The organism is Polyangium sp. 15x6 (assembly GCF_029960785.1).
Classification (GTDB): Bacteria; Myxococcota_A; Polyangia; order Polyangiales; family Polyangiaceae; genus Polyangium.
The window spans coordinates 24,834-46,702 of sequence record NZ_JASBQE010000049.1; the positions used below are offsets into that span (position 1 = coordinate 24,834).

At 70.2% G+C, this 21,869-nt stretch carries 14 protein-coding genes; 10 read left to right on the forward strand and 4 right to left on the reverse strand.

Features of this window, described 5'->3' with window-relative positions:
• Positions 1-199: 199 nt before the first annotated feature.
• From QHF83_RS30505 to QHF83_RS30530, 6 genes are all read left to right on the forward strand, one after another.
• Complete coding sequence (locus tag QHF83_RS30505) at positions 200-2,323, forward strand: hypothetical protein (protein ID WP_282421501.1); 2,124 nt, start codon at positions 200-202, stop codon at positions 2,321-2,323.
• Positions 2,324-2,453: 130 nt separating this feature from the next.
• Entirely contained in the window at positions 2,454-3,773 is a 1,320-nt protein-coding gene (locus QHF83_RS30510) for a hypothetical protein (RefSeq protein WP_282421502.1), read from the forward strand.
• Positions 3,770-5,140 (forward strand): cation:proton antiporter, encoded by a 1,371-nt coding sequence (locus QHF83_RS30515; RefSeq protein ID WP_282421503.1) that lies wholly within the window; start codon positions 3,770-3,772, stop codon positions 5,138-5,140. The genes QHF83_RS30510 and QHF83_RS30515 overlap by 4 nt, the downstream gene beginning before the upstream one ends.
• A 66-nt stretch (positions 5,141-5,206) precedes the next feature.
• Positions 5,207-6,379: a hypothetical protein gene (locus tag QHF83_RS30520; protein ID WP_282421504.1), complete on the forward strand. Its 1,173-nt coding sequence runs from the start codon at positions 5,207-5,209 to the stop codon at positions 6,377-6,379.
• A gap of 71 nt (positions 6,380-6,450) precedes the next feature.
• On the forward strand, positions 6,451-7,869 hold the full coding sequence (locus QHF83_RS30525; RefSeq protein ID WP_282421505.1) for a pitrilysin family protein: 1,419 nt from the start codon (positions 6,451-6,453) through the stop codon (positions 7,867-7,869).
• A complete protein-coding gene (locus QHF83_RS30530) occupies positions 7,866-9,470 on the forward strand; it encodes a pitrilysin family protein (protein ID WP_282421506.1) in 1,605 nt (534 codons plus the stop codon). Before QHF83_RS30525 ends, QHF83_RS30530 begins: the two co-directional genes overlap by 4 nt.
• A gap of 61 nt (positions 9,471-9,531) precedes the next feature.
• On the opposite strand, the gene QHF83_RS30535 is transcribed toward QHF83_RS30530, so the two are convergent.
• Together QHF83_RS30535 and QHF83_RS30540 are read right to left on the reverse strand one after the other, a co-directional pair.
• Entirely contained in the window at positions 9,532-10,122 is a 591-nt protein-coding gene (locus QHF83_RS30535) for a hypothetical protein (RefSeq protein WP_282421507.1), read from the reverse strand.
• A 74-nt stretch (positions 10,123-10,196) separates the two neighbouring features.
• Complete coding sequence (locus tag QHF83_RS30540; RefSeq protein WP_282421508.1) at positions 10,197-11,603, reverse strand: DUF6600 domain-containing protein; 1,407 nt, start codon at positions 11,601-11,603, stop codon at positions 10,197-10,199.
• Between the two features lie 237 nt (positions 11,604-11,840).
• On the opposite strand from QHF83_RS30540, the gene QHF83_RS30545 reads away from it, so the two are divergent.
• Together QHF83_RS30545 and QHF83_RS30550 are read left to right on the forward strand one after the other, a co-directional pair.
• Positions 11,841-13,406 carry a hypothetical protein gene (locus QHF83_RS30545; RefSeq protein WP_282421509.1) on the forward strand — a complete coding sequence of 522 codons (1,566 nt, stop codon included), beginning with the start codon at positions 11,841-11,843 and terminating at the stop codon, positions 13,404-13,406.
• 4 nt (positions 13,407-13,410) lie between these two features.
• Positions 13,411-15,117 (forward strand): tetratricopeptide repeat protein, encoded by a 1,707-nt coding sequence (locus QHF83_RS30550; RefSeq protein ID WP_282421510.1) that lies wholly within the window; start codon positions 13,411-13,413, stop codon positions 15,115-15,117.
• A gap of 4 nt (positions 15,118-15,121) precedes the next feature.
• On the opposite strand, the gene QHF83_RS30555 is transcribed toward QHF83_RS30550, so the two are convergent.
• Positions 15,122-18,532: an Npt1/Npt2 family nucleotide transporter gene (locus QHF83_RS30555; RefSeq protein WP_282421511.1), complete on the reverse strand. Its 3,411-nt coding sequence runs from the start codon at positions 18,530-18,532 to the stop codon at positions 15,122-15,124.
• A gap of 247 nt (positions 18,533-18,779) precedes the next feature.
• Complete coding sequence (locus QHF83_RS30560) at positions 18,780-19,679, reverse strand: 1,4-dihydroxy-2-naphthoyl-CoA synthase (protein WP_282421512.1); 900 nt, start codon at positions 19,677-19,679, stop codon at positions 18,780-18,782.
• Positions 19,680-19,917: 238 nt separating this feature from the next.
• Here QHF83_RS30560 and QHF83_RS30565 point away from each other — a divergent pair, with 238 nt between their 5' ends.
• A complete protein-coding gene (locus QHF83_RS30565; protein ID WP_282421513.1) occupies positions 19,918-21,057 on the forward strand; it encodes a hypothetical protein in 1,140 nt (379 codons plus the stop codon).
• Positions 21,057-21,866, forward strand: coding sequence for an MXAN_2562 family outer membrane beta-barrel protein (locus QHF83_RS30570; protein WP_282421514.1), 810 nt, complete (start codon positions 21,057-21,059; stop codon positions 21,864-21,866). The genes QHF83_RS30565 and QHF83_RS30570 overlap by 1 nt, the downstream gene beginning before the upstream one ends.
• Positions 21,867-21,869: the final 3 nt, after the last annotated feature.

Below are 21,869 nucleotides of genomic sequence, written 5' to 3' on the forward strand. Positions count from 1 at the left end.
ACGCAGAAATGCGCCGATTGGGGGGTGTCGGTGTTCACTTCGTCGTGTAGTGTCGTTCGTTGGACGTGAAGCGAGTCGATGCATCCGAAAACCCTCCTCCCATGTCGGTGATGTCATGACCTCCATCGGCGGACGACACGGCGAAGCCGCTCTGGAACCTGAACGTGGTGCCTCGAAGGGACAACGCGCCTCGCGCGCCTTGGACCCCGAGCCCGCGTCCGACGAGACCGGAAGCGGATCGCCCCGCCGGCTCGATCACATCCTCCGCGCGCTCCCCGACTCCGAGCTCGCGGCTCTCATCCGGCGCCTCGGCATACGCATCGATACGCAGAAGCGCATCGACGCTCCGTCGCAGGTCGCCCGCGCGCTCGTCGGCATCCCCGACGTGCGTGATCCGTCGCGCCTGCAGGCATCGAGCCGGGAGCTCTTGCACCGGATCGCCGAGGCCGGCGGCGCGCTCGTCGTGCCGACGCTGCCCTCGGGGCTCGAGCCGCTCGTCGCGCGTGGCGTGGTGTACGCGCGCAAGATCGACGAAGGCATCGAGCTCGTCCTGCCAACCGCGTTCCTCGTGCAGCTCAAGTCCTGGGAGAGCGAGGACCCGCGCGCCCTCCGCGCGCTCCTCTCGCAGGCGTCGTTCGAAACGGTCAGCGCCGTGGCCGCGCACTATCTCGGCCGCCCGGCCACGCCGCCGATCGCGCTCTCGCTCGAAGCCGCGTGGGAGACGCTCTGCGACACGTCGCGCTTGCAGTCGGAGGTCGAGCGGCTCGCGCCGGTCGAGCGCCGCTTGCTCGAAGCGATCGAGGCCGTCGGCGGTGAGGTCGACACGCAGGAGCTGCTCGATCTCGAGCGTGAGCCCATGCGCCTGCGCGGCGCCACGGGCATCACCGCCAGCCGGCGAGGCGCGGGCTTCGCGCTCGAGCGCCGCGCCTTCCTGATCCCGATCCACCCGAACCGCCACGTCATTCCGACCGAGATCGCGAACATCGTCGGCGCCGAGCGCCGCAAGGCCCGCGAGGCGCGCCGCGCGCAGATCCGATCGTTCGTCCTCGAAGAAGATCACGCCCCGCGCCGCGCCCGCTTCGCCCCCGATCCGGGCATGCTCGCGCTCGGCCTGGCGTACGCCGTGCGCGAGCCGGGCAGCGACGTTCGTCCCGGCGTGGGCACGCCTCGCTCGCTCCTCGTTCGTCTCGCCCAGCGCTTCGGCCGCGACGTGGAGATGGTCGCGCTCTCGGCCGCGGTCTCGCGCGCCATCGGTTTGTGGGAGCCGTCCGCTGCCTCCGCGGCCACGCCGCCGGGATCCCTCGCCGTGCACGAGCTCGGCCGCGTCCTCTTCGATACGTGGCGCCGCGGCGGCGCGTGGGACGAAGCGCGCCCCGAGCGCGAGGTGTTACGCGCGGCCTCGGAGGGCCGCGAATCGAGCCCGATCGGCGCGCTGCGCGAGATGGTCATCGACGCGCTGCAAGAGCTCGGCGAAGGACGCTGGGTGCCGTGGGCCTCGCTCCGCGGCTACCTCGCCGCGGACGATCGTATCGGCGGCGTCGAGCGGCTCCTGCGCCGCTGGGGCGATCGCACCTCGAACGAGGCGCCCGAGGTCCTCGAGATCACCCGCCGCATCGCGCTCGAGTCCTTGCCGGCGCTCGGCATCATCGACCTCGGCGGCGACGATCTCGACGACGGCCCCGCCTTGCGCCTCACGCCGCGCGGCCGCGCCATGCTCGCGGGCACCTCGCCGAGCTTCGATCCGTCCCCGAGCCATTTCGTCGAGACGCAGATCCTCCAGATCGCCCCCTCGGCGCGCGTCGCGCACGTGCTCGCGCTCGTCCCGTTCGCCGAGATCACGCGCATCGGCGACAAGGTCGACCTCCTCCTCGCGCCCTCGTCGATCGCGCGCGCCCTCTCCGCGGGGCTCGAGAGCGACGCGCTGCGCGCGCGCATCGAGGCCGTCGCGAAGCTCCCCGAGGGCATCTCGCAGATGCTCATCCAGGCGAGCGTGGTGATCGGCCGCGCGAGCTTCGTCCCGGCCGCGGGCTTCTTGTGGGTCGAGGACGCGGAGATCCGCGAGCTCTTGCGCACGCGGCGCCCGGCCTCCGAGCTCTTCATCGATCCGTCCCCGCCGTCTGGCTTGCTTCTCGCGCCCGACGTCGATCTCGAGCGTGTCGTTCGCCGCTGTCGCGCGCTCGGCGTCGAGGTCGAGTGCGACGGCAATCTTCTGCGCGCGCGCTCCGTCACGCCGATGCCTTCGAGCCAAGAGGCGCCGTCCCGCGCGCCTTCGACGAGCCGCGGTCGATCACGAACGCCGGCGCCGCGCACCACGCGCTCCTGACGGAGGATCACGCACGACCGGAAAGGCGTGCGTGGTCGTGAGGCGCGGCGCGCGACCGCGCACGATTCGGGGGCGCGGGCGCGCTTTCCGCAGGCATCGCGGCTGATCTCGGCTGATACTCGGCGGTGGAATGCACCCCGATCGGCTGCGAATCGTCATCGGCCTCGCGAGCGCGCTCGCGCTGGCCGTGCTCCTCGCGCAGCCGAAGGTGAAGGCGCTCGAGCAGCGCTTCGGCGTCACCGTCCTCATCTCCGCGGGCGTGCCGTTCCTCGTGATGGGCGCGGTCTTCTCGCTCGACAGCGTGGGCATCTTGACGCCGCAGGTTCTCCTCGACCTCAAGCCCGCGTTCGAGTTTGGCCTCGGCTGGGTCGGGTTCGTCGTGGGCTTGCACTTCGACGTGCGCAAGCTCGACGCGCTGCCTGCGTCGCTCGGCCCCGTCATCGTGCTCGAGTCGGTCGTCCCGATGCTCACGACCGCGGGCCTCTGCGCCATGGCGCTGCTCGGCATGGGCGTGCCGTGGGAGCGAAACGCCTTCGCGCGTGACGCCCTCGTGCTCGCGGCCTGCGCCGCGCCGAGCGCGCCGATCAGCATGGAGCTCTGGGAGCGCCGCGTCGGTCGCAAGGCCGCGCGCATGATCGACGAGGTCACGAGCCTCGACGAGGTCACGGGCCTCGCGCTCCTCGGTGTCGTCGCGATCCTCTTCCGCCCGGAGAACGACACGACGCGCTGGTCCCTGCCGCCGTCGGCGTGGCTCCTCGTGACGCTCGGCCTCGGCGGCGTGCTCGGCATCCTCACGTACGTACTCTTGCGCGGCGCGCGCAACGCGGCCGAGGAACTCGCGCTCCTGCTCGGCGCGGTCGCGCTCTCGGCGGGCGTCGCTGGCTACCTCGCGCTCAGCGTCCCCGTCGTCTGCGCGATCGCGGGCGCCTTGCTCGCGAACCTCCCGATCCGCGACCTCGAAGGCTTGAAGAAGACGCTGCTCGACGTCGAGCGCCCGATCTACCTGATCTTCCTCCTCGTCGTCGGCGCGACGTGGCGGCCGCTCGAGTGGCAGGGCTGGCTCCTCGCGACCGCGTTCGTCCTCGCGCGCGTCGCGGGCAAACGCCTCGGCGCGATCTGGTCGAAGCGCGTGGGCCCGAAGGAGCTGCCGAGCGCGGGCATGCTCGCGCTCGCGCTCGCGCCGCAGAGCCCGAGCTCCATCGTCCTCATGGTCAGCGCGGCGACGCTGTATCACGGCTACGGACCCGAGCGCGTCCGCTGGGCGATCGACGCCGTCATCATCGGCGGCGTGCTCACCGAGGTCGTGGTGCGGATCCTCGAGTGGCGGCGCCGGCGCATCGGCGTGGATCTCACCCCGATCCCGCCCACCCGCGTGCCGGCCCCGGAGGCGCCGAGGCCCCAGATCGACGAAGCTCCGGTCGTCACGACGACCCCGGAGGGCAACGCGTGATCCGCGCGGCGCTCGTCCTCGCGCTCGTCGCCGGCATCTCCTTCGCCGCGCGCTCCTTCTTGCCCGCCGACGCCACGATCACGGGCTCGGGCGCGGCGCTCGCGTTCGGCTTCTTGTTGATCGCGGCGATGCAGACGGGGCACATCTTCCACGATCTGCGCCTCCCGCACCTCACGGGCTTCATCCTCTGCGGCGCGCTCTTCGGCCCCGAGGTGCTCCGCCTCATCACGCCGTCCATGCTCGGCGACCTCACGCTCGTGAAGAAGGTCGCGGTCGGGCTCATCGCGCTGAACGCCGGATGCGAGCTCAACTTCGCGCGCCTCCGCCCGAAGATCCGCAGCATCGGCCTCGTCTCGATCTTCGGCCTCCTCACCGAGTTCGTCCTGCTCTTCGGCTTGTTCTCGTTCGTCCTCGGGCGCATCGAGTTCACCGCGGACATGACCTCGGCGCAGCGCCTCGCGGTCGCGCTCATCTGCGCCACCGTTCTTTGCGCGCTCTCGCCGGCCGTCGTGATGGGCATCCTCAAGGAGACGCGCGCGGTCGGCCCGCTCAGCGAGATGTGCCTCTCGATCGTGGTGCTCGCGGATCTCGCGGTCGTCGTCGCCTTCTCCTTCACCGAGTCCGTGGCGCGCGCCGTGTTCCCGCCCGAGGCCGCGGCGAGCGGCGCGGGCGGGCACTCGATCTTCGGCGCCCTCGCGGTGCACATCTTCGGCTCCATCGCGACCGGCATCGCCGTCGGCCTCGTCTCGGCGCTCTACATTCGCCGTGTCAACCAGCGCGTCGGCCTCTTCGTCTTCGCCGTCCTCTTCGTCGTCGCCGAGATTGGCGGCGCGCTTCACCTCGACCCCCTGCTCGTCGGCCTCTCCGCGGGCCTCTTCCTCGAGAACATCAGCCCCGTCAGCGGCCACGAGGTCATCCACGAGACCGAGGTCGCGGCGATGCCCACCTTCGCCGTCTTCTTCGCGGTCGTCGGCGCCGAAGTGCACCTGCACGCCTTCTTCACGGTCGCGCCCTACGCGGCCATGGCGGCGCTCACCCGCGCGGCGGGCATCTACGCCGGCGCGCGCTTCGGCGCTCGCGTCGCGAAGGTCGATCCCGAGGTCGCGGGCCGCATCCCCTTCGGCATGTTCCCGCAGGCCGGCGTCGCGATCGGCCTCGCGAACCTCGTCGCGACCTCGTTCAAGCCGTGGGGCCCGGCCGCATCGACGCTCATCCTCGGCACGATCGTCATCAACGAGATGGTCGGCCCCGTCCTCTTCCGCATGGCCCTCGCGCGCGCGGGTGAGATCGGCAAGAAGCGTGAAGCAAGCCTCCTCGATCTGCCCTCGCACGCCCCCACGCCCGAGGCCGACGTCGAGGCCACGTGACGTGAAGCTCGCGCGCGTGGCCTTCGCCTCGCGCTTCCCTGTAACATCGAAGCCGGAGGACGATAGGTGACGAGCGCATTCGATCCGGGGCCTTCCGGCGACACGTTCCCGTGCGGCCAGTGCGGCGCGAGGCTCGGCTACGACGCCGGCGCGCAGGCCATGAAGTGCCCTTATTGCGGCTTTCAGCAGGCCATCCCCCAGGCGCCCGGGGGCCTCGTCCGCGAGATCCCGATCGAAGAGGGCATGCGCCTCGCCGCGCGTGGCTACGGCACGCCGGTCGCGCAGGTGAGCTGTCGCGAGTGCGGCGCGACGGTCAACGTCCCGCCGGGCGAGCAGACCGCGACGTGCACGTTTTGCCGATCCCACCAGGTCCTCGCGCAGGAGTCCGCGGGCACGGCGATCCGGCCCGAGTCCGTCGTCCCTTTCAAGATCGACAAGAACAACGCGAACCATCGCTTCGAGGAGTGGCTCGGCTCGCTCTGGTTCCGCCCGAACGACCTCAAGAAGATGGCCAAGGTCGAGGGGTTTGCCGGCGTGTACGTCCCTTACTGGACGTTCGACGCGCGCGTCGACTCGTCGTGGACCGCCGAGGCCGGCTACCATTATTACGAAACCGAAACGTACACCGACGAGCAGGGCAACCGGCAGACGCGGCAGGTGCAGAAGACCCGCTGGGAGCCCGCGCGTGGCCGTCGCACCGACGCCTTCGACGACGTGATCGTGTGCGCCTCGAAGGGCCTGCCCGAGAACCTCGGGGATAGCTTCCGCACGTTCAACACCAGCGAGCTCACGCCCTATCGGCCCGAGTTCCTCGCCGGCTGGCGCGCCGAGTCCTACGCGATCGATCTCATGCCCGCGTGGGACACGGGGCAAACCATCATGGCCTCCACCCAGCGGAGCCGCTGCAGGAGTGACGTCCCGGGGGACGAGCAGCGCAACCTGCAGGTCGACAACCACTTCTCGCACGTGACCTTCAAGCACGTGCTCTTGCCGGTGTGGATCGCGGCCTATCGGTACCAGGACAAGCCCTACCAGTTCCTCGTGAACGGACAGACCGGCGAGGTGATCGGCAAGGCGCCGTATTCGTTCTGGAAGATCTTCTTCTTCGTCCTCTTCCTGGTCGCCCTCGTCGTGAGCATCGCGGTCGTCGCGAATCGAAACGCGGACCGCTCCTCGTCGTCGGACGAGCGCACGCCGGCGACTTCGCCCGCGAAGGCCCCCTCGCGGAGCCGTCGCTAGGTTCTTCTCTCCGCACCTCCGGCTGCGCTCGCCGCTTGCAATCGCGGGCCGACGGGGCACGCTCTGCGGCCATGCGATCGATCCGTCCTCCCCTTCGAAGGCGCCGCGCGCGAGCCGCGGTGCTCCTCGCCTCTGCGCTCGCGTTCGCCGCGCCGCTCGCCGCGCCCTCGTTCGTCGCGACCGCTCGCGCCGAGCAGAAGGCCGAGATCAATGTCCCGTTCGAGAAGTACACGCTGCCGAACGGCCTCACGGTGATCCTGCACGAGGATCACGCGCTGCCGCTCGTCGTGGTGAACACGATGGTGAAGGTGGGCTCGCGCTTCGAGGAGCCGAAGCGCACGGGCTTCGCGCACCTCTTCGAGCACCTCATGTTCATGGGCACGCGCCGCGCGCCGCCCAAGATGTTCGACACGTGGATGGAGTCCGAGGGCGGCTGGAACAACGCGTGGACCAGCGAGGACCGCACGGACTACTTCGACGTCGGCCCCGCGCACACGCTGAAGCTCTTGCTCTGGCTCGAGGCCGATCGCTTCTCCTCGCTCGCCGACGAGATGACGAAGGAAAAACTCGACGTCCAGCGCGAGGTCGTGCGCAACGAGCGACGCCAGCGCACGGAGAACGAGCCGTACGGCAAGGTCGATCTGCGGCTCCCCGAGCTGCTCTTCCCCGCGGATCATCCCTACCACCACCCGGTGATCGGCTCGCACGAGGACCTGCAGGCCGCGACCGTGAACGACGTGAAGGGCTTCTTCAAGCGCTGGTACGTCCCGAACAACGCCTCGCTCGTGGTCGCGGGGGACTTCTCGCCGGCCGAGATCAAGCCGCTCATCGAGAAGTGGTTCGGCTCGATCCCGTCCTCGCCCTTGCCCGCGGCGCCGCCGGCGAAGCCCGTGAAGCTCGACAAGGTCGTGCGCGACACGCTCACGGACAAGGTGGAGCTCGGTAAGGTCGTGATGGCGTGGCACAGCCCCGCGCGTTACGCGCCCGGCGACGCGGAGCTCGACCTGCTCAGCGTGATCCTCACCGACGGCAAGGCGAGCCGGCTCTACAAGGCGCTCGTCTACGACAAGGCGATCGCGCAGGAGGTCTCTGCCTACCAGGCGTCCGGAGATCTCGGCTCGTACTTCCTCGTCGAGGCCATCGCGCGCCCCGGCGTGACCCTCGCCCAGCTCGAAGCCGCGATCGACGAGGAGATGAAGAAGATCGCGAACGAGGCCGTGAGCGCGGCGGAGATCGCGCGCGCAAAAAACCAGTTCGAGACGGGCTTCGTCTCGCGGCTGCAGTCGGTCACCGCGCGCGCTTCCATGCTGAACCAGTACGAGACGTACGTCGGGGATCCGGGCTTCGCCGAGAAGGATCTCGCCCGCTACCGCGGCGTCACGCCGGAGTCGCTCCAGCGGATCGTGAAGGGCCACCTCGACCCGAACGGCCGCGTGATCATCCACGTGGAGCCCGAAAAGAAGACGAATGGCGCCGGAGGTGCCCCGTGAGGTTTGCCAAGAAGTCGGCCTTCCTTTCGCTCGCCGCGGTGGCGGCGCTCGCCGCGTGCGGCGCCGAGCCGCAGGTCCAGCCGGCCGATCCGACGACGAAGGAAACGACCCCGCCCGTCGCCGAGACGAAGCCCGCGGCGCCCGCGGTGGACCTGCTCGGCCCGAAGCCGGAGCTCCCGCCAAGCCGTCCGTTCACACCTCCCACCGTCGAGACGTTCACGACCAAGAACGGCCTCTCCGTCTGGCTCGTGGAGAAGCACGGCTTGCCGCTCGTGTCGGCGGTGCTCGTCGTGCGCGGCGGGTCCTCGGCCGATCCGGCGAAGCTGCCCGGCCTGATGCACATCACGACCGACATGCTCGACGAGGGCGCCGGCAAGCGCAGCGCCGTCGAGGTGTCGAGCGGCATCAACGACCTCGGCGCGACGCTCGCGCTCGGTACGAGCGCCGACGCGAGCATCCTCTCCCTCACCGTGCTGAAGAACAACTTCAACGCGGCGTTCGGCATCTTCTCCGATGTCGTCGCGCGTCCGCACTTCGACGCGAAGGAGTGGAAGCGCGTCTCGGAGCTCTGGCAGAACAACCTGAAGAAGCGGTCCGACGAGCCGATGAGCGTCTCGCGCGTGCTCAACGCCGCGGTGCTCTTCGGCCCGGACACGCCCTATGGGCACCCCGCAGACGGCTCGCTCGAAGCGGCGACGAAGCTCGATCTGCCCACCGTGAAGCGCTTCTACACGGAGAGCTTCCGCCCGGATCGCGCGGTGCTCGTCGTGGCAGGCGACATCTCCCGCAAGGAGGTCACGGACATCGTCGACGCGCAGCTTGGCGCGTGGAAAGCGCCGCCTGCGAAGGCCGCACCGAAGCAGGCGGACTTGCCGGGCCCGCGCCCGGCCTCGGCGCGCCCGAAGCTCGTGCTCGTCGATCGGCCCGGCGCGCCGCAGTCCGTCATCGCGGTCGTGCGCGACGGCGTGGCCGCGAACGATCCCGCGCTCCCGCGGCTCGAGCTCATCAACACGGCGCTCGGCGGCTCGTTCACGTCGCGGCTCAACATGAACCTGCGCGAGGAGCATCACTGGGCATACGGCGCGGGCTCGACGTTCCAGGAGAGCCGCAACAAGGGCGGGTTCTGGGCCATCGCCTCGGTCGAGACGCCCGCGACGGGCGTCGCGCTGAAGGAGATGCTGAGCGAGCTGTCGAAGATGGCGGCTTCTGGGCCGACGGCGGAGGAGCTGGAGAAGGCGAAGGCGCAGGATCGCGCCGACCTCATGCAGACCTACGAGACTGTGAGCGGCACGGCGCGCAGGCTCGCGACGTTGGCGCGGCTCGGGCTCTCGCCGGCGCACGACAGCGAGGCGACCCGCGCGCGGCAGAGCGCGACGCTCACGGACGTCACGGCGCTCGCGAAGACGCACGTGGATCCGGGGGCAGCGACGGTGATCGTGGTGGGCCCGCGCGAGGCGGTCGGCCCGCAGCTCGCGACGCTCGGCCTCGGCGAGCCCGAGCTCTGGGATCCGGAGGGCAAGCCGGCGAACGCGGCGGCGAAGCCCGCGGACCAACCGGCCGCGAAGGCTACGGACAAGCCGGCGCCGAAGAAGGGCAAGTAGAAGGCGCGGGGCGGGGAAAGGAGAGGCCCGGTCGACGTGGTGTCGGCCGGGCCTTTTTCGTTCACGGCACGGTCGGGACGAAGTCGACCGGGCTCGTCGGGGCGCCGTCGTGCAGGACGCCGTTGCCGAACCAGTACACGAAGCGCGGCTGCGGCACGCCGTCGATGAGGACCTCGAGGCGGAGGATCGCGCCGGGCGTCGTGCTGATCTCGATCGCGTCGTAGTCCACGCCCGTATCGACGTGCATGTCGACCGTCCCCGCGGCTTCATTGATGTTCACGTGATCGGCGCCTTCGAGATCGTCCGTCGTGATGGCGTCGATCGTCGAGCTCGTGTCGACCGACATGAAGATGTCGATCGGGCAAACCGCGCCGGAGAAGCTCGTGTCGCAGGTCGTCCAGACCCGGTACACGCCGCTCGAGTAGTACTCGACGAACACCCCCACGCCGTCGCCCGGGATCGCGTCGAGCTGGACATCGGTCTCGATGCTCATCTCCATCGGCACCTCCGAAGGTCGCGGGCCGTTGTCGACGATCACCGTATCGTCGTCGTCGTCGTCGACGATGATGCATCCCGTCGTGGTGCTTCCCAGGCCGACGCAGGCGGCGAGGCCGAGAACGGCCGGCCACACCGTCAGTGAACCAAGCTTCACGTTACGTAGAAAAGAAGGCATCGGGCTTGCTCCTGTTCGGCGGTTTCGCAAGAGACGGGCCAAAATCCGCGGGGTTAGCGCCCGCGTCGCGGCGACGGCGAGACCGAACGCGACGGCGACGACGAGCGCGACGGCGACGACGAACGCGACGGCGAGATCGAGGGCCGCGACGGCGAGGCCGAAGGCCGCGACGGCGAGACCGAGGGACGCGACGGCGAGACCGAAGGCCGCGAGGGCGAGGCCGAGGGACGCGACTCGGTCGACGGGCGCGACTCGGTCGCGGGTCGCGAGGGCTTCGGCGAGGAGACGGACGGCCGCGACGGCGAGACCGCGGGGCGCGAGGGCGAGGCGCTCGGCGTGGACACCTCGGCGCGGCCGCCGCGCACCTCACGCGGGCTGACCTCGCCGCGCGGGCTGCGATCGACCTGCACGCCGCGACCCTCGGCATGCGCGCCGTGAGCCCTGGAAACGGACGGCGCAGCGACGAGCCCGCGCGACGGCGCCGGCATCGTCTTCGCCTGCGCCGTCGTGCTGCGGCGCGAATAAGCGACCGCGCGCGCGTCGGGGGCCGAGCGTTTTTCCGGGGCAGCCCCGGAGGGGATCTTCGCCTCGGCGAGCGAGGGCGAGGCCGGTCGATACGACGAACGCGCGTTCGCGCCGCCGCCGCCGCCCGCCGAGGGTTGGGCCGGGCGATACGGGCGCGAATGCGCGCCGATGCGGCGAACGACGTCGCGATCCCGCACGACGTACGTGTGCACGTGGCGGTGGAAGACGTAGCTCGACGGGCAGAACACGAACGCCGACGACGGCGTCACCCACACGTTCACCGCGGAGCCGCCGAACCAGTACCAGGTCGGCGCCATGGGAGCCCAGCCGACGTAGCCATAATCCGTCATGCGCCACGTGACCCACGCGGGCGCATACACGCGGCCCGGGATCCAGCCCCAGCCGCGGCCGCCGATCCAGGTCCAGCGACCGTAATGGAACGGGATGTAGCCCCAGTCGTAATCGCTGACCCACATCCAGTTGCTGTCGGCGTCGAGCTCCCAGTGGCCCGCCGTCTGATACGGCGCGAAGTCCGCGCCGACGACGCTCGCGCTCGGCACCCAGACCGTGCCGTACGTCGAATCGTCGACCCACGTGCCGTAGCCCGCGAGCGGCTCGCGGAAATCGCTCAGCGCGGCCGGATCCGTGTCGACGTATTCGTCGGCCGACACCGTCACGCTGACCTGCGCGTCCACGGCTTGCGTGGGCTGGAAGCCAGCGGCGTTCGGGGCGGCGGCGGTCTCCTCGGGCGCGTCGCTCGTCCAGCCCTGGGGCAGGCCCGCGGGTGTATCCGCGTGGACTGCCAGAGGTGTGAACGAAAGTGCTGCCGCGAGGAGCGACAGTGCGATGGAAGTGAAGCGACGCCCTGGCAAGGCGGGCCGGGGCGCGGGGCGATCGTTGCGGGGCGACGTCTCGGCAAAGCGCATGGCGTTCATGATGATGGGACCTCGTCGAAGCAGTTGCCAGAGCGGAAGCGCTCGTCGCTACGGTCTTGCAAACGTCGTTCCGTCTCGTGATCCCTTGGACGGGCGAGGGGCGGGATCGTTTCTGCGCCTCGTGATCCCGGCATGCAGGGCGCTCGGAAGTCGGGGCGCGAACGTGCTTGCGCAGGATCTTCGTTCCGATGCAGGTCCCAGTTCCAACGGGCCCTGCAGTGCATGTAAGGTGGCCCCGTGCGTGCACGGCAAGGATGGGCAGGGCTCTTCGCGTTCGCGATGGGCTTTTCCCTCGCGGGCTCCTCATCGGCCCAGGAAAACAAGGCTCGTCTCGACGAGGGCATCCGCATCGACCAGCTCCAGCCGGCCTCGCCGGAGAGCCCCTTCCTTCGTGCGCTCGGGCCTCACGAGAAGGGCCCGAACACCATCGAGTTCGCGTTCGGCCTGTCGTTCGACTACGGCATGGGAGTGCTCAAGGCCGTCACCGTCGACGGTCAGGGCGGCGAGACCGTCGCGGCGACGCCGGTCAAAAACGCGCTGCTCGCGCACGTCGGCGGCTCGATCACGCCGCTGCCCTGGCTCACGGTCGACCTCGCGCTCCCCGTCGGGCTCTTCGTCGACGGCGACGAGCCGTTCGACAAGTACGGCGTCCTCATCCGTCAGTCCGAGACGTTCGGCGTCGGGGATCTCCGCGCAGGTCTCCATTTCCGTCCGGTCGATAAGAAGGCGTTCACGTTCGTCGCGGGCGGGAGGTTCTGGGCGCCGGTCGGATCGACCGCGTCGTTCCTCTCGGACAAGCGGCTTCGCGCAGAGGTGGATCTCGGTATCGCGAGCGAGAAGGACCGGCTGCGGTGGGGCTGCACGGCGTTCGTGTCGCCCCTGTTTTTCATCGACGTGGCTGGCTCCGACGGCGAGCGGATCGCGCTCGCGTGCGCCGCGCAGTTCCGCGCCGCGTCGTTCCTGTGGGTCGGGCTCGAGCCGAGCTTCGCGATGTTCAACCAGACCCACGCGTCCGTGGCCGCGGGCAAGGATCCTCCGAGCTCGATCGATCTGCAGATCGAGCCGCTCGCGTCGGTGCGCATGGCGTTCGGCGGGATGCAGATCGGCGTGAGCGGCGGGCCCGGGTTCGGAGGCGCCGCGGGCGCGCCGGGCTTTCGCGGCGTCTTGAGCCTCGCGTACGTCGGCGGCGGCCGGCCGGCGCCGATCCCGCCCAAGCCACCGCCGGATCGCGACCTCGACAAGATCACCGACGCCGAAGACGCCTGCCCGGACGAGGCCGGGCCCGACAACGCGGATCCGAAGGAGCGTGGTTGCCCGTCGACCGACAAGGACGGCGACGGCGTTCGCGACGAAGAGGACGCTTGCCCGCAGAGCCCGGGCGTCAAGCACGCGAGCGCAGAGGCGAACGGTTGTCCGGACGTCGACAACGATCAGCTCCCGGAGCCCGTGGACAAGTGCCCGACCGAGCCGGGCCCCGCGCCCGAGGGCTGCCCCAAGTACGCGCGGCTCAAGGGTGAGTCGTTCGAGATCAAACCGCCGATCAAGTTCAGCACGGGCGATCAGCTCACGCCCGAGGGGCAGGCGGCGCTCGAGGAGATCGCGGCGACGATGCGCGCGAACCCGAAGATCGAGCAGGTCAGCGTCTCGCTCGGCACGAAGGGCGTGAGCACGGATCTGAGCGATCGGCGTGCGCAGGCGATCATCTTCGTGCTGCGGTCGGGCAGCCTCGACTCGAACCGCTACGAGCTCGTCCTGCGTGACGATCTTCGTGCGGGCACGGTCCAGGCGCGCATCATCAAGTAGGACCATGGCCCGAGCGAAGGCTGTTCTCTCCCGCGGCGCGCTCGCGCTCGTCGCGGCGGCTGCTTTCTTCGGGCATGCACGCGCGCTCGGCGCGGGCTTCGTCTTCGATGATCGCGGGGCGATCCTGGAGAACCCGGTCGTGCAGGGCGACCTCGATCTCGGGGCGCTGCTCGGCTCGGATTTCTGGGGGCGCCCGCCGGGCGAGGGGCCGGGGACGTGGCGGCCGCTCGTCGTGCTCTCGTTCTGGCTGAACAAGCACATCACGGGCTGGTTTCACGAGACGAACCTCCTCTTGCACGCGGCGACGTCGGTCGTGCTCGCGCTCGCGCTTGCGAGGCACACGGGGCGGACCACGTTCGCCGTCGTCGCTGCGATGGTGTTCGGCGTGCTCGGGATCCACACGGAGGCCGTGGTGGGGCTCGTGGGGCGCGCGGACGTGATGGCGGCAGGACTTTCATGGCTCGCGTGGTTCGTCGCGGGGCGCGCGGACGAAGCAGAGGAGCCTCGAAGCGCGATGTGGGCGGCCCTCGCGTTCGCGGGAGCGCTCGCCTCCAAGGAGTCCGCGATCGTCTTTCCGCTGTTCCTCTTTCTCGCCGATCGGCTCCTCTCACCGCCGGGGCGCGCGCCGCGGATCCTTTCGGCGCGCTACGGCTCCCTCGTCGCTGCGGCGGTCCTCGTGATCGCCTTGCGCTCCGTGGCCTTCGGGTCGCCGCTCGCCGAGGTTTCTCGCGACCTCCAGGCAAACCCGCTGCTCGCCGAGGGATGGGGGCCGCGGATCTGGACCTCGCTGCGGCTGTTTGCCCTGGCGCTCGGCAAGATCGTCCTGCCCGTCGGTTTGTCGGCGGACTACTCGTACGCAGCGATCCTGCCCGAGCACAGCCCGTTCGCGCTGCCTGTCCTCGTCGGGGCGCTCGCGCTCGTGGGCATCGTCGTGCTGGCGATCCGCCTGCGCCGGCGAGAGCCGCTCCTCGCGCTCGCGGCCGTGATGGTACTCGTGCCGTGGATCGTCATGAGCCAGCTCCCCTTCGTGCTCCCGACGATCTTCGCCGAGCGTCTGCTTTATCTGCCGGCCGCGGGCTTCGCGCTCGTGATCGCGCGGATCGGCGAGTGGATGCTGGAGCGAACGCCGGGGGGGCTCGCTCTCCCCGCAGCATCCGCGGGGAAGGGGAAGAAGCGCGCAGCGCAGAAGCAGCCGAAGGCGGAGCCGGCGCAGGTGCGCTCGTTCGTGCTCGTGCTCGCGCCCGTGATGCTCGGCAATCTGGCGCTCGCATGGAGCCGCGCCGGGGACTGGAAGAACGATCGCACGTTGTTCGCGTCGGCGATCGAGGTCGTGCCGAGGTCGGCGCGGGCGCATCACAACTACGGCTCCGCGCTGCTCAACGAGGGCAAGTCGGCCGCGTCGATCGCGTCGTTCGAGCGCGCCTCCGAGATCCTGCCGACGTGGTCCGAGCCGCACGCGCAGCTCGGGGTGGCGATGCTCGACGCGGGGCGCGTGCGCGAGGCCGAAGAGCACTTCCGCAAGGCCGTGGAGCTCGATCCGGACTCGACGAAGGCCGTCTTCAACCTCGCGGTTTTCCTCGGCCGGCAAGGGCGGCTCGAAGAGGCACGGGCGAGCCTCGCGCCGTTCGTCGAGCGCCACCCGAACCGCGCCCGCGAGGCCGCGCTGCTCCGTCAAATCGAGGGGGATCTGCGAACTCCGCAGCGCCCCTGACGTTTCACTCGTCGTCGTCCCAGCTCCGACGCGCCGCCGCCGTGTCGCCTTCCGGAGGCGCTTTTTCTCCCGTCGGGCTCGAGCTCCTGCGCAGCCGCGCGAGCTCGGCTTCCGCCATCGAGAGCCGGCGATCCGCCTCGCGCAGCCGGCCGCTCACCACGCGCAAGACGCCCATCGCGATCTCGGCCGTGTCGTGCACCGCGGCGCTGAAGTCCTCGCCCGACACGCGCAGGAGCTCCACGGGTTCGAGGCTCACCGCCGTCGCCGCGCGGGGCTCGCGATCGATGATCGATGTCTCGCCGAAGACCTCGTTCGCCCCGAGCCGCACGACCTCCTTGCCCTCGACGCGCAGGCTCACCGAGCCCGAGATGATGAAGTAGAGCGCGGCGCCCGAATCGCCTTGCCGGAAGATCACCTCGCCGCGCGGCAGGCCGAGCACCTCCGAGGTCCGCGCGAGGCCCACGAGCTCCTCGCCCGAGATCTTCGAGAGGATCGGGACACGCTGCAAAAAGAGAACTTTCTCGATCGTCGTGTACATGCCGTCTCCCGCGTCGATCCCGCTCCGCCCCGTCCTCGCGAAGTACGCAGCCCACCGCGCGACCACGCGATCCGGATCCGTCGAGAGGGCCCGGAGTTTTTCCTCCGCGCCCTCGGCGCGCGTCTCGACCACCGCGATCGCCGCGGCCTCGCGCACGAGCGGATCGGGCGCGTCGAGCGCGACGAGCGCGTCCTTCGCGCACGCCTCGATCCGGTGCGCCGCGACCGCGTCGAGCACGAGCGCGGCGCGGTACGGGTCGTTCGACTGGAGCTCGGAGCGCACGAAGGTCACGACGTCGTCCGTGCTCGGTGCCGCGGCGCCGCGTGGCAGGCCCTCGGCGAGCTCCAGGTACCGCTCGAACAGCGCGACGAGCCGCGCGCCGCGCCGGCGATCGAGCAGCGATTCGAGCACCTCGAAGGCGTTCGCCCGGAGCGAGCGGTCCTTGCCGAAGACGTGCGTTCGCACGCCGGCCACGACGTCGCGCGGGTAGACGAGCTCGCAGAGGCGCAGGATGCGGATGAGGCCCTTGCGCAGGCGGCGCTCGACGTGCGCGTCGAGCAGCGGGCGCGCGAGGCGAGGGCGCACGAGGAGGTAGGCGTCCCGCTCGCGCTCGTGTGCTTGTGCTTCGCGCTCGATGCGCTCGCGGATGGGCTCGAGCGGCGCAGGCGGCGCGCCGAGGGCGAGGCGCAGCCGCGAGGCAGAGGCGAGCACCTTCTGCCTTACCCGGTCGTCCGGTTCGTCCACCCGATCGAGCAGCGCGGCGAGCGTGGCGCTCGTGCCGATCCGCGACAGGAGCCGTGGGATCGCGAGGCGCACGGTCGCGTCCGCATGCGGATCCGAGAGCGTCGACACGAGCCGCGGGATCGCGCGATCGCCGAGCGCCACGATGGCGTTCGACGCGGCCTTTCCGAGCGTGTGATCGGCGAGCGCTTCGCAGAGGATCGGCAAGAGCTTCGGCGCGGCCACCGTCGCGGAGGCCGAGAGCGCAGCCTTCCGGACGGCCGGATCCGTGTCGGCGAGCAGCCGCGCGACCGCGCGTTCGAGCTGCGGTTGTCCTACCAAACCAAGCACCCGCGCGGCCGTCACGCGCTCGGCGGGGTCCTCGCTGTCGAGCAAATCTCGCAGCCTCGGCGCGCCTTCCAGCATCCCGCCGAGCCCGCCGTGCCGGAGCAGCGCCGCGATCGACGCGGCCCGCACGGCCTCGTCGCCCCCGCGCGCCGCGAGCGCGCAAAGCTCCTCGTGTGCGTCCTCGCCGAGCGCGTTCGCCAAGAGCTCGACCGCGATGCCTCGGACCTCGGGATCGGTATCTTCGAGCCGCTCGCGGGCCAGCGTCGCGGCGTCGGGGTGCCCCACGGCGCGTGATGTGCGGAGCGCCGCGGCCCGCACGCGCGACGAGACGTGACGCGTGAGTGCGGGCAGCGCCTCGCGGACGCGCGCCGGATCGAGCTGCCGCAGCCGATCGAGGGCGAAGAGCACCTGCGGCGCATCGAGGCTCGACAGCGCCCCCGCGAGCGCGGCCACGGCCCTGCCGCCGCGCTGGGGCATCTCCGGCGTGAGCTTGCCGCGGAGGAGCGTCCCCTGCATCGCCTCCACGTAGCCGCGCCGCACGACGAGCAGGAGCGGCAGGATCGTGAGGCCCAGCGGCAACGTCACGTAGCCGAGCTTCGACGCGGCCGTGATGAGCGAAGCTCCCGGCTGCGCTTCGCTCGCCGAGGGGCTGAACGCGAGCAGCAGCGCCGCGCCGACGCCGCAGCCGAGAGGCTTCATGATCGCGGACGCGAGCGTTCGCACCCGATCCCGGAGCGCCGCGGGGAACGGGAAGAACAGGATCTGCAGCGTCACGTCGAAGATCGAGAACTGCAGCGCGTTGTCGCTCGCCTTGAGCACCGCCGCGATCGGCATCGAGGGGAAGGCGAGGAGCAGCGCCGTGCTCGCGAGGAACGCGATGGGCATCGTGACCGCGCCGCCGAGCACGCCCGCGCGATCGAGCATTCGCGGCGTGACCACGAGCTGGACGAAGAGCCCGACGATCCCGATCGCGCCGTAAAACGTGCCCATGAACCGCGCGAGCGAGTCGCGATCCGGGTACGACGTGCGGGCGATCGCCTTGAACTGGTAATCGCCGACCGTGAGGATCGTGTAGACGACCAGGATCGTCACGGCCAGGGCGCCGACGTACCGCGAGTTGAAGAGCGGCGTCTGCTCTTGCTTTTGCGCGTTCGGTCGATCGTCGGCGCGGCTCCGCGAGGCCGTGCCGTGCCGGCGCGCGACGATGCGGCAGAGGAGGGCCACGCCGAGCAGGGCCGCGACGAGCACGAAGATGAGGTTCTCCGCGCCGATGATGGGCGCGATCGCGCCCGCGCCGAGGCCCGAGACCACCGTGCCTGCGATGTGCCCCGCGCCGATCAGCCCGAAGATGCGCCGGGCGCTGCGCGCGTCGTAGAGGTCCTGCGCGATGCTCCAGGCGAGCATGCCGGTCAGGTTCGCGATGACATCGGCCCAGATCGCGAAGATCAGGTACGCGGGCCCGATGTCCTCGCCGATGAGCACGCGGAGCAGGACGTAACTCGCGGCCGCGCCGAGCGCGAACACCGCGCCGAAGCGCGCGCGCGGCAGCTTCCGGAGGCCGCGCTCGTAGCCGAAGGCCACGACGGCCGAGACCACGCCGTACGCCATCCACATCGGCGCGATCCACGTGACGGGAAAACGCGTCAAAAAGAGCGCGTCGCGCGCGGTGCGGCCGACGACGAGCAAGAGCGCGGACAGGAAGAGCAGCGTAGACAGAAGCGCGACGCGCTCGACCTCGGCCCGGCTGAGGGCGATGCCGAGGAGCGACGACGCGGCGGCGTGGCGCGCTTTGTCCCGGTTCGTCGCCATCGGCCCCTGGCTCGGGCCTTCGTGCGGCAAGGACGGGGATGCGGTCGGGGCGGGGGGTTCGGCCACGTGGCGTGAAAGGGTAGTATACCGTAACGAGACGGTCGCCTTGGTAGGCCATGGTGGGCGCCCGGCTCCCGATGTCGGGGGATGCCCGAGCCCGGCCGTTCGTGTTCAGGGCGGCCGGGCGAGCGCGACCTCGACCACCACGGACGTGTTTTTCAGGACGAACGCGCCGTGACGCGCGCCGTCAATAATGCCAGGGGAATTTCTTGTAATCGGGTTTGCGTTTTTCCAGGAACGCGTCGCGGCCCTCTTCGGCTTCCTCGGTGCCGTAGGCGAGCCGCGTTGCCTCGCCGGCGAAGAGTTGCTGGCCTACGAGGCCCTCGTCCGGGAGGTTGAAGCCGTATTTCAGCATTCGCATCGCGGTCGGGCTCTTGCCGTTGATGAGCGCGCCCCATTCGAGCGCCACCTTCTCCAGATCCTCGTGCGGCACGACGGCGTTCACCATCCCCATCGCCGCGGCCTCTTCCGCCGTGTAATCGAGGCCGAGGAAGAAGATCTCCCGCGCCTTCTTCTGCCCGACCTGACGCGCGAGCAGCGCCGATCCGTAGCCGCTGTCGAAGCTCGCCACGTCGGGATCCGTCTGCTTGAACCGCGCGTGCTCTCGGCTCGCGAGCGTCATGTCGCAGACGACGTGCAGGCTGTGCCCGCCGCCCACGGCCCAGCCCGGCACGACGGCGATCACGACCTTCGGCATGAAACGAATGAGACGCTGCACCTCCAGGATGTGCAGCCGCCCGAGGCGCGCCGCGTCCACCTCGCCGGCGTCGCTCCCCTCGTATTTGTACCCGTCCTTGCCGCGAATTCGCTGATCGCCGCCCGAGCAGAAGGCCCAGCCGCCGTCCTTCGGCGAGGGGCCGTTGCCCGTGATGAGCACGCAGCCCACGTCCGACGTAGTTCGCGCGTGCTCGAGCGCCGTGTAGAGCTCGTCCACCGTCTTCGGCCGAAACGCGTTGCGCACCTCGGGCCGGTGGAAAGCGATACGAACGGTGCCCTGGTCCACGGCGCGGTGGTAGGTGATGTCCGTGAACGAAAAACCCGGCACCTCGCGCCAGCGCGCGGGATCGAAGATCGCTGAGACGGTCATGGAATCGAGCCTCCTCGCGGCCGCGACCCTACACGTCCCCCGCGGCATCCGCCACAGGCGCTCGCGCGCGTTGTCAACTTGTCACGCGCGGCGCATCCGTCCGGCCAACTCGTCACGCGGAGGGCTACGTCCGGATGGAATCGCCTGCGCGCGGCAGGGTTTGCTCCGTGGCACGAGCTGTGCTCAAACACGCAGGATGGATACAGCTTCGTCGGGTCTTTTGGACGGGAGGCGGCGCGTGTTTCGCTCGGCGTGGGCGGCGCTCTTGGTCGCGGCGGGGTGGCTCACGAGCGGAGCGGCGGAGGCGCAGACGGTGGCGCTCCAGTCGACGCAGCCCGTCATCCGGAGCCCTGCGTCGACGCGCCCCACGATGCAGTGGGACATCAACCGAAAGGAGTGCCTGAACCCCGAGGAGACGTTCACGTTCCGGCTCCAGTTCACGGGGTTCACGAGCGCGTATTCGTTCGAGCTCTGGGGCTCGACGACGGCCGGGATCGATTGCACGGACCCGATGCAACGAACGGGCCCGACGGCGCAATGTTTTCAGTTGAAGCCGCCGAATCTCCCGCAGGCGAACCCCCCGAATGGATACGGGGAGGTCGTGCTGACGGCGCAGGAGATGGTGGCCGTCGACAAGGACCCCGACATGCAGGCCTGCGCGGAGACGAACGTCTCGGGCGCGGAGAAGACGCTGACCCTGTTTTTCATGCTCTTCGGCAGCGGATCCGTGGTCAGCCAAGTGCAATGGTCGAGCGCGAAGATCGACCTCTGGGGGCCCGGCGCGCCGATAGACCTCGAGCTCACGCAAGGGGACGCGGGCTTCGAGCTCAGCTACACGCGTCCCTCGGACACCGATTACGCGGGCATCGCGGTGTATTGCGCCAAGGGAAACACCCTCTTTCCCGGCGGGGAGACCGTGAACGGCACCGGCGGGAGCGGAGGCGCGGGCGGGAGCGGAGGCGCGGGCGGAGGCGGCGGCGCCGGAGGCAGCGGCGGCGAGACGTGCGTGAGCCCGTTCGTGGCGGGTCAGCGCCCCGATGTCGACTGGGAGCCTTGCGGCATCACGAATACCGTTTCGGGTCTGGAGAACGGCGTCACGTATGCCGTCGCCGTGGCGGCCACGGATACCCGCGGCAATGTGGGACCGCTGTCCGAGACGCGATGCATCGCGCCCGTCCCGGTCGACGATTTCTTCGAGATCTACAATGAGCTCGGTGGCAAGGGCGGCGGCTTCTGCTCCGTCTCGGCTTTGCCCAGCTCCCCGGCCGCGGGGTTCTTCGGGGGGACGCTTGCCCTCTCCGCGGTCGCGTTCGGGTTGCGGCGGCGCAAAAGAACGCAAAGAGGCGGGCGTGGCGCGGGCAGCGAGGGGGCGTCGTGATGCGGACGAAGATCGTCGCTTCGGCGCTCGTCGCCATCGCCGCGCTGCTCGCCGCCGAAGGCGCGGAGGCGCAAACGACGAGGCGGATCCGCGACTCGAACTGGCGGCAAAGCGAGCGCGCGAGCGTGCAGCAGGGCAGCCCCCAGCGGTTCGCGCTCGAGCTCCGCTTCGGCCCTTATTATCCGGCCGTCGACGACGAGTTCGGCGGGAATGGCCCGTACAGCAAGTTCTTCGGCGACAAGGGCCGGTTCCACTTCGGCGCCGAGTTCGACTGGCAAGCGCTGCGCATTCCCTGGGTCGGATCGTTCGGACCGGGCTTCGGCCTGGGATACACCTCGGCGTCGGGCAGGGCCTTCCGCGAGGGGACGTACGATGCGCCCGCTGGGATGCCCTACGACGAGCAGCGCGTCGGCGAGACTTCGCTCACCATTCTCCCGATGCACGTCTCGGCCGTGCTCCGCTTCGACGAGCTCTTCCGCCGCACCGGGTTTCCGATCATTCCTTATGGCAAGATCGGCTTCGGCGCGGGCCTCTGGTGGGTCGACGTCGGGGATCAAACGGCCGAGGTCGGGACCGGCGACGACGCGGTCAAGGGCCGCGGATTGAGCTACGGCGTGCACTGGGCGCTCGGCGGCATGCTCGCGCTCGACTGGCTCGGCCGCCGATCGATGGCCGCGCTCGATCAGGAGTCGGGCGTCAACCACGTGCACCTCTTCGGCGAGTGGACGAACCAGAACCTCGGCCTCGGCGGGAATCAAATGAAGGTCGGCACCTCGACCTGGACCGTGGGCTTCACGCTCGAGATGTGAACA

Coding starts and splice junctions, on each gene's coding strand:
- QHF83_RS30570 (WP_282421514.1), top strand. CDS start 21,057: ATGCGGACGAAGATCGTCGCTTCGGCGCTCGTCGCCATCGCCGCGCTG.
- QHF83_RS30560 (WP_282421512.1), bottom strand. CDS start 19,679: ATGACCGTCTCAGCGATCTTCGATCCCGCGCGCTGGCGCGAGGTGCCG.
- QHF83_RS30555 (WP_282421511.1), bottom strand. CDS start 18,532: ATGGCGACGAACCGGGACAAAGCGCGCCACGCCGCCGCGTCGTCGCTC.
- QHF83_RS30525 (WP_282421505.1), top strand. CDS start 6,451: ATGCGATCGATCCGTCCTCCCCTTCGAAGGCGCCGCGCGCGAGCCGCG.
- QHF83_RS30540 (WP_282421508.1), bottom strand. CDS start 11,603: ATGAACGCCATGCGCTTTGCCGAGACGTCGCCCCGCAACGATCGCCCC.
- QHF83_RS30550 (WP_282421510.1), top strand. CDS start 13,411: ATGGCCCGAGCGAAGGCTGTTCTCTCCCGCGGCGCGCTCGCGCTCGTC.
- QHF83_RS30510 (WP_282421502.1), top strand. CDS start 2,454: ATGCACCCCGATCGGCTGCGAATCGTCATCGGCCTCGCGAGCGCGCTC.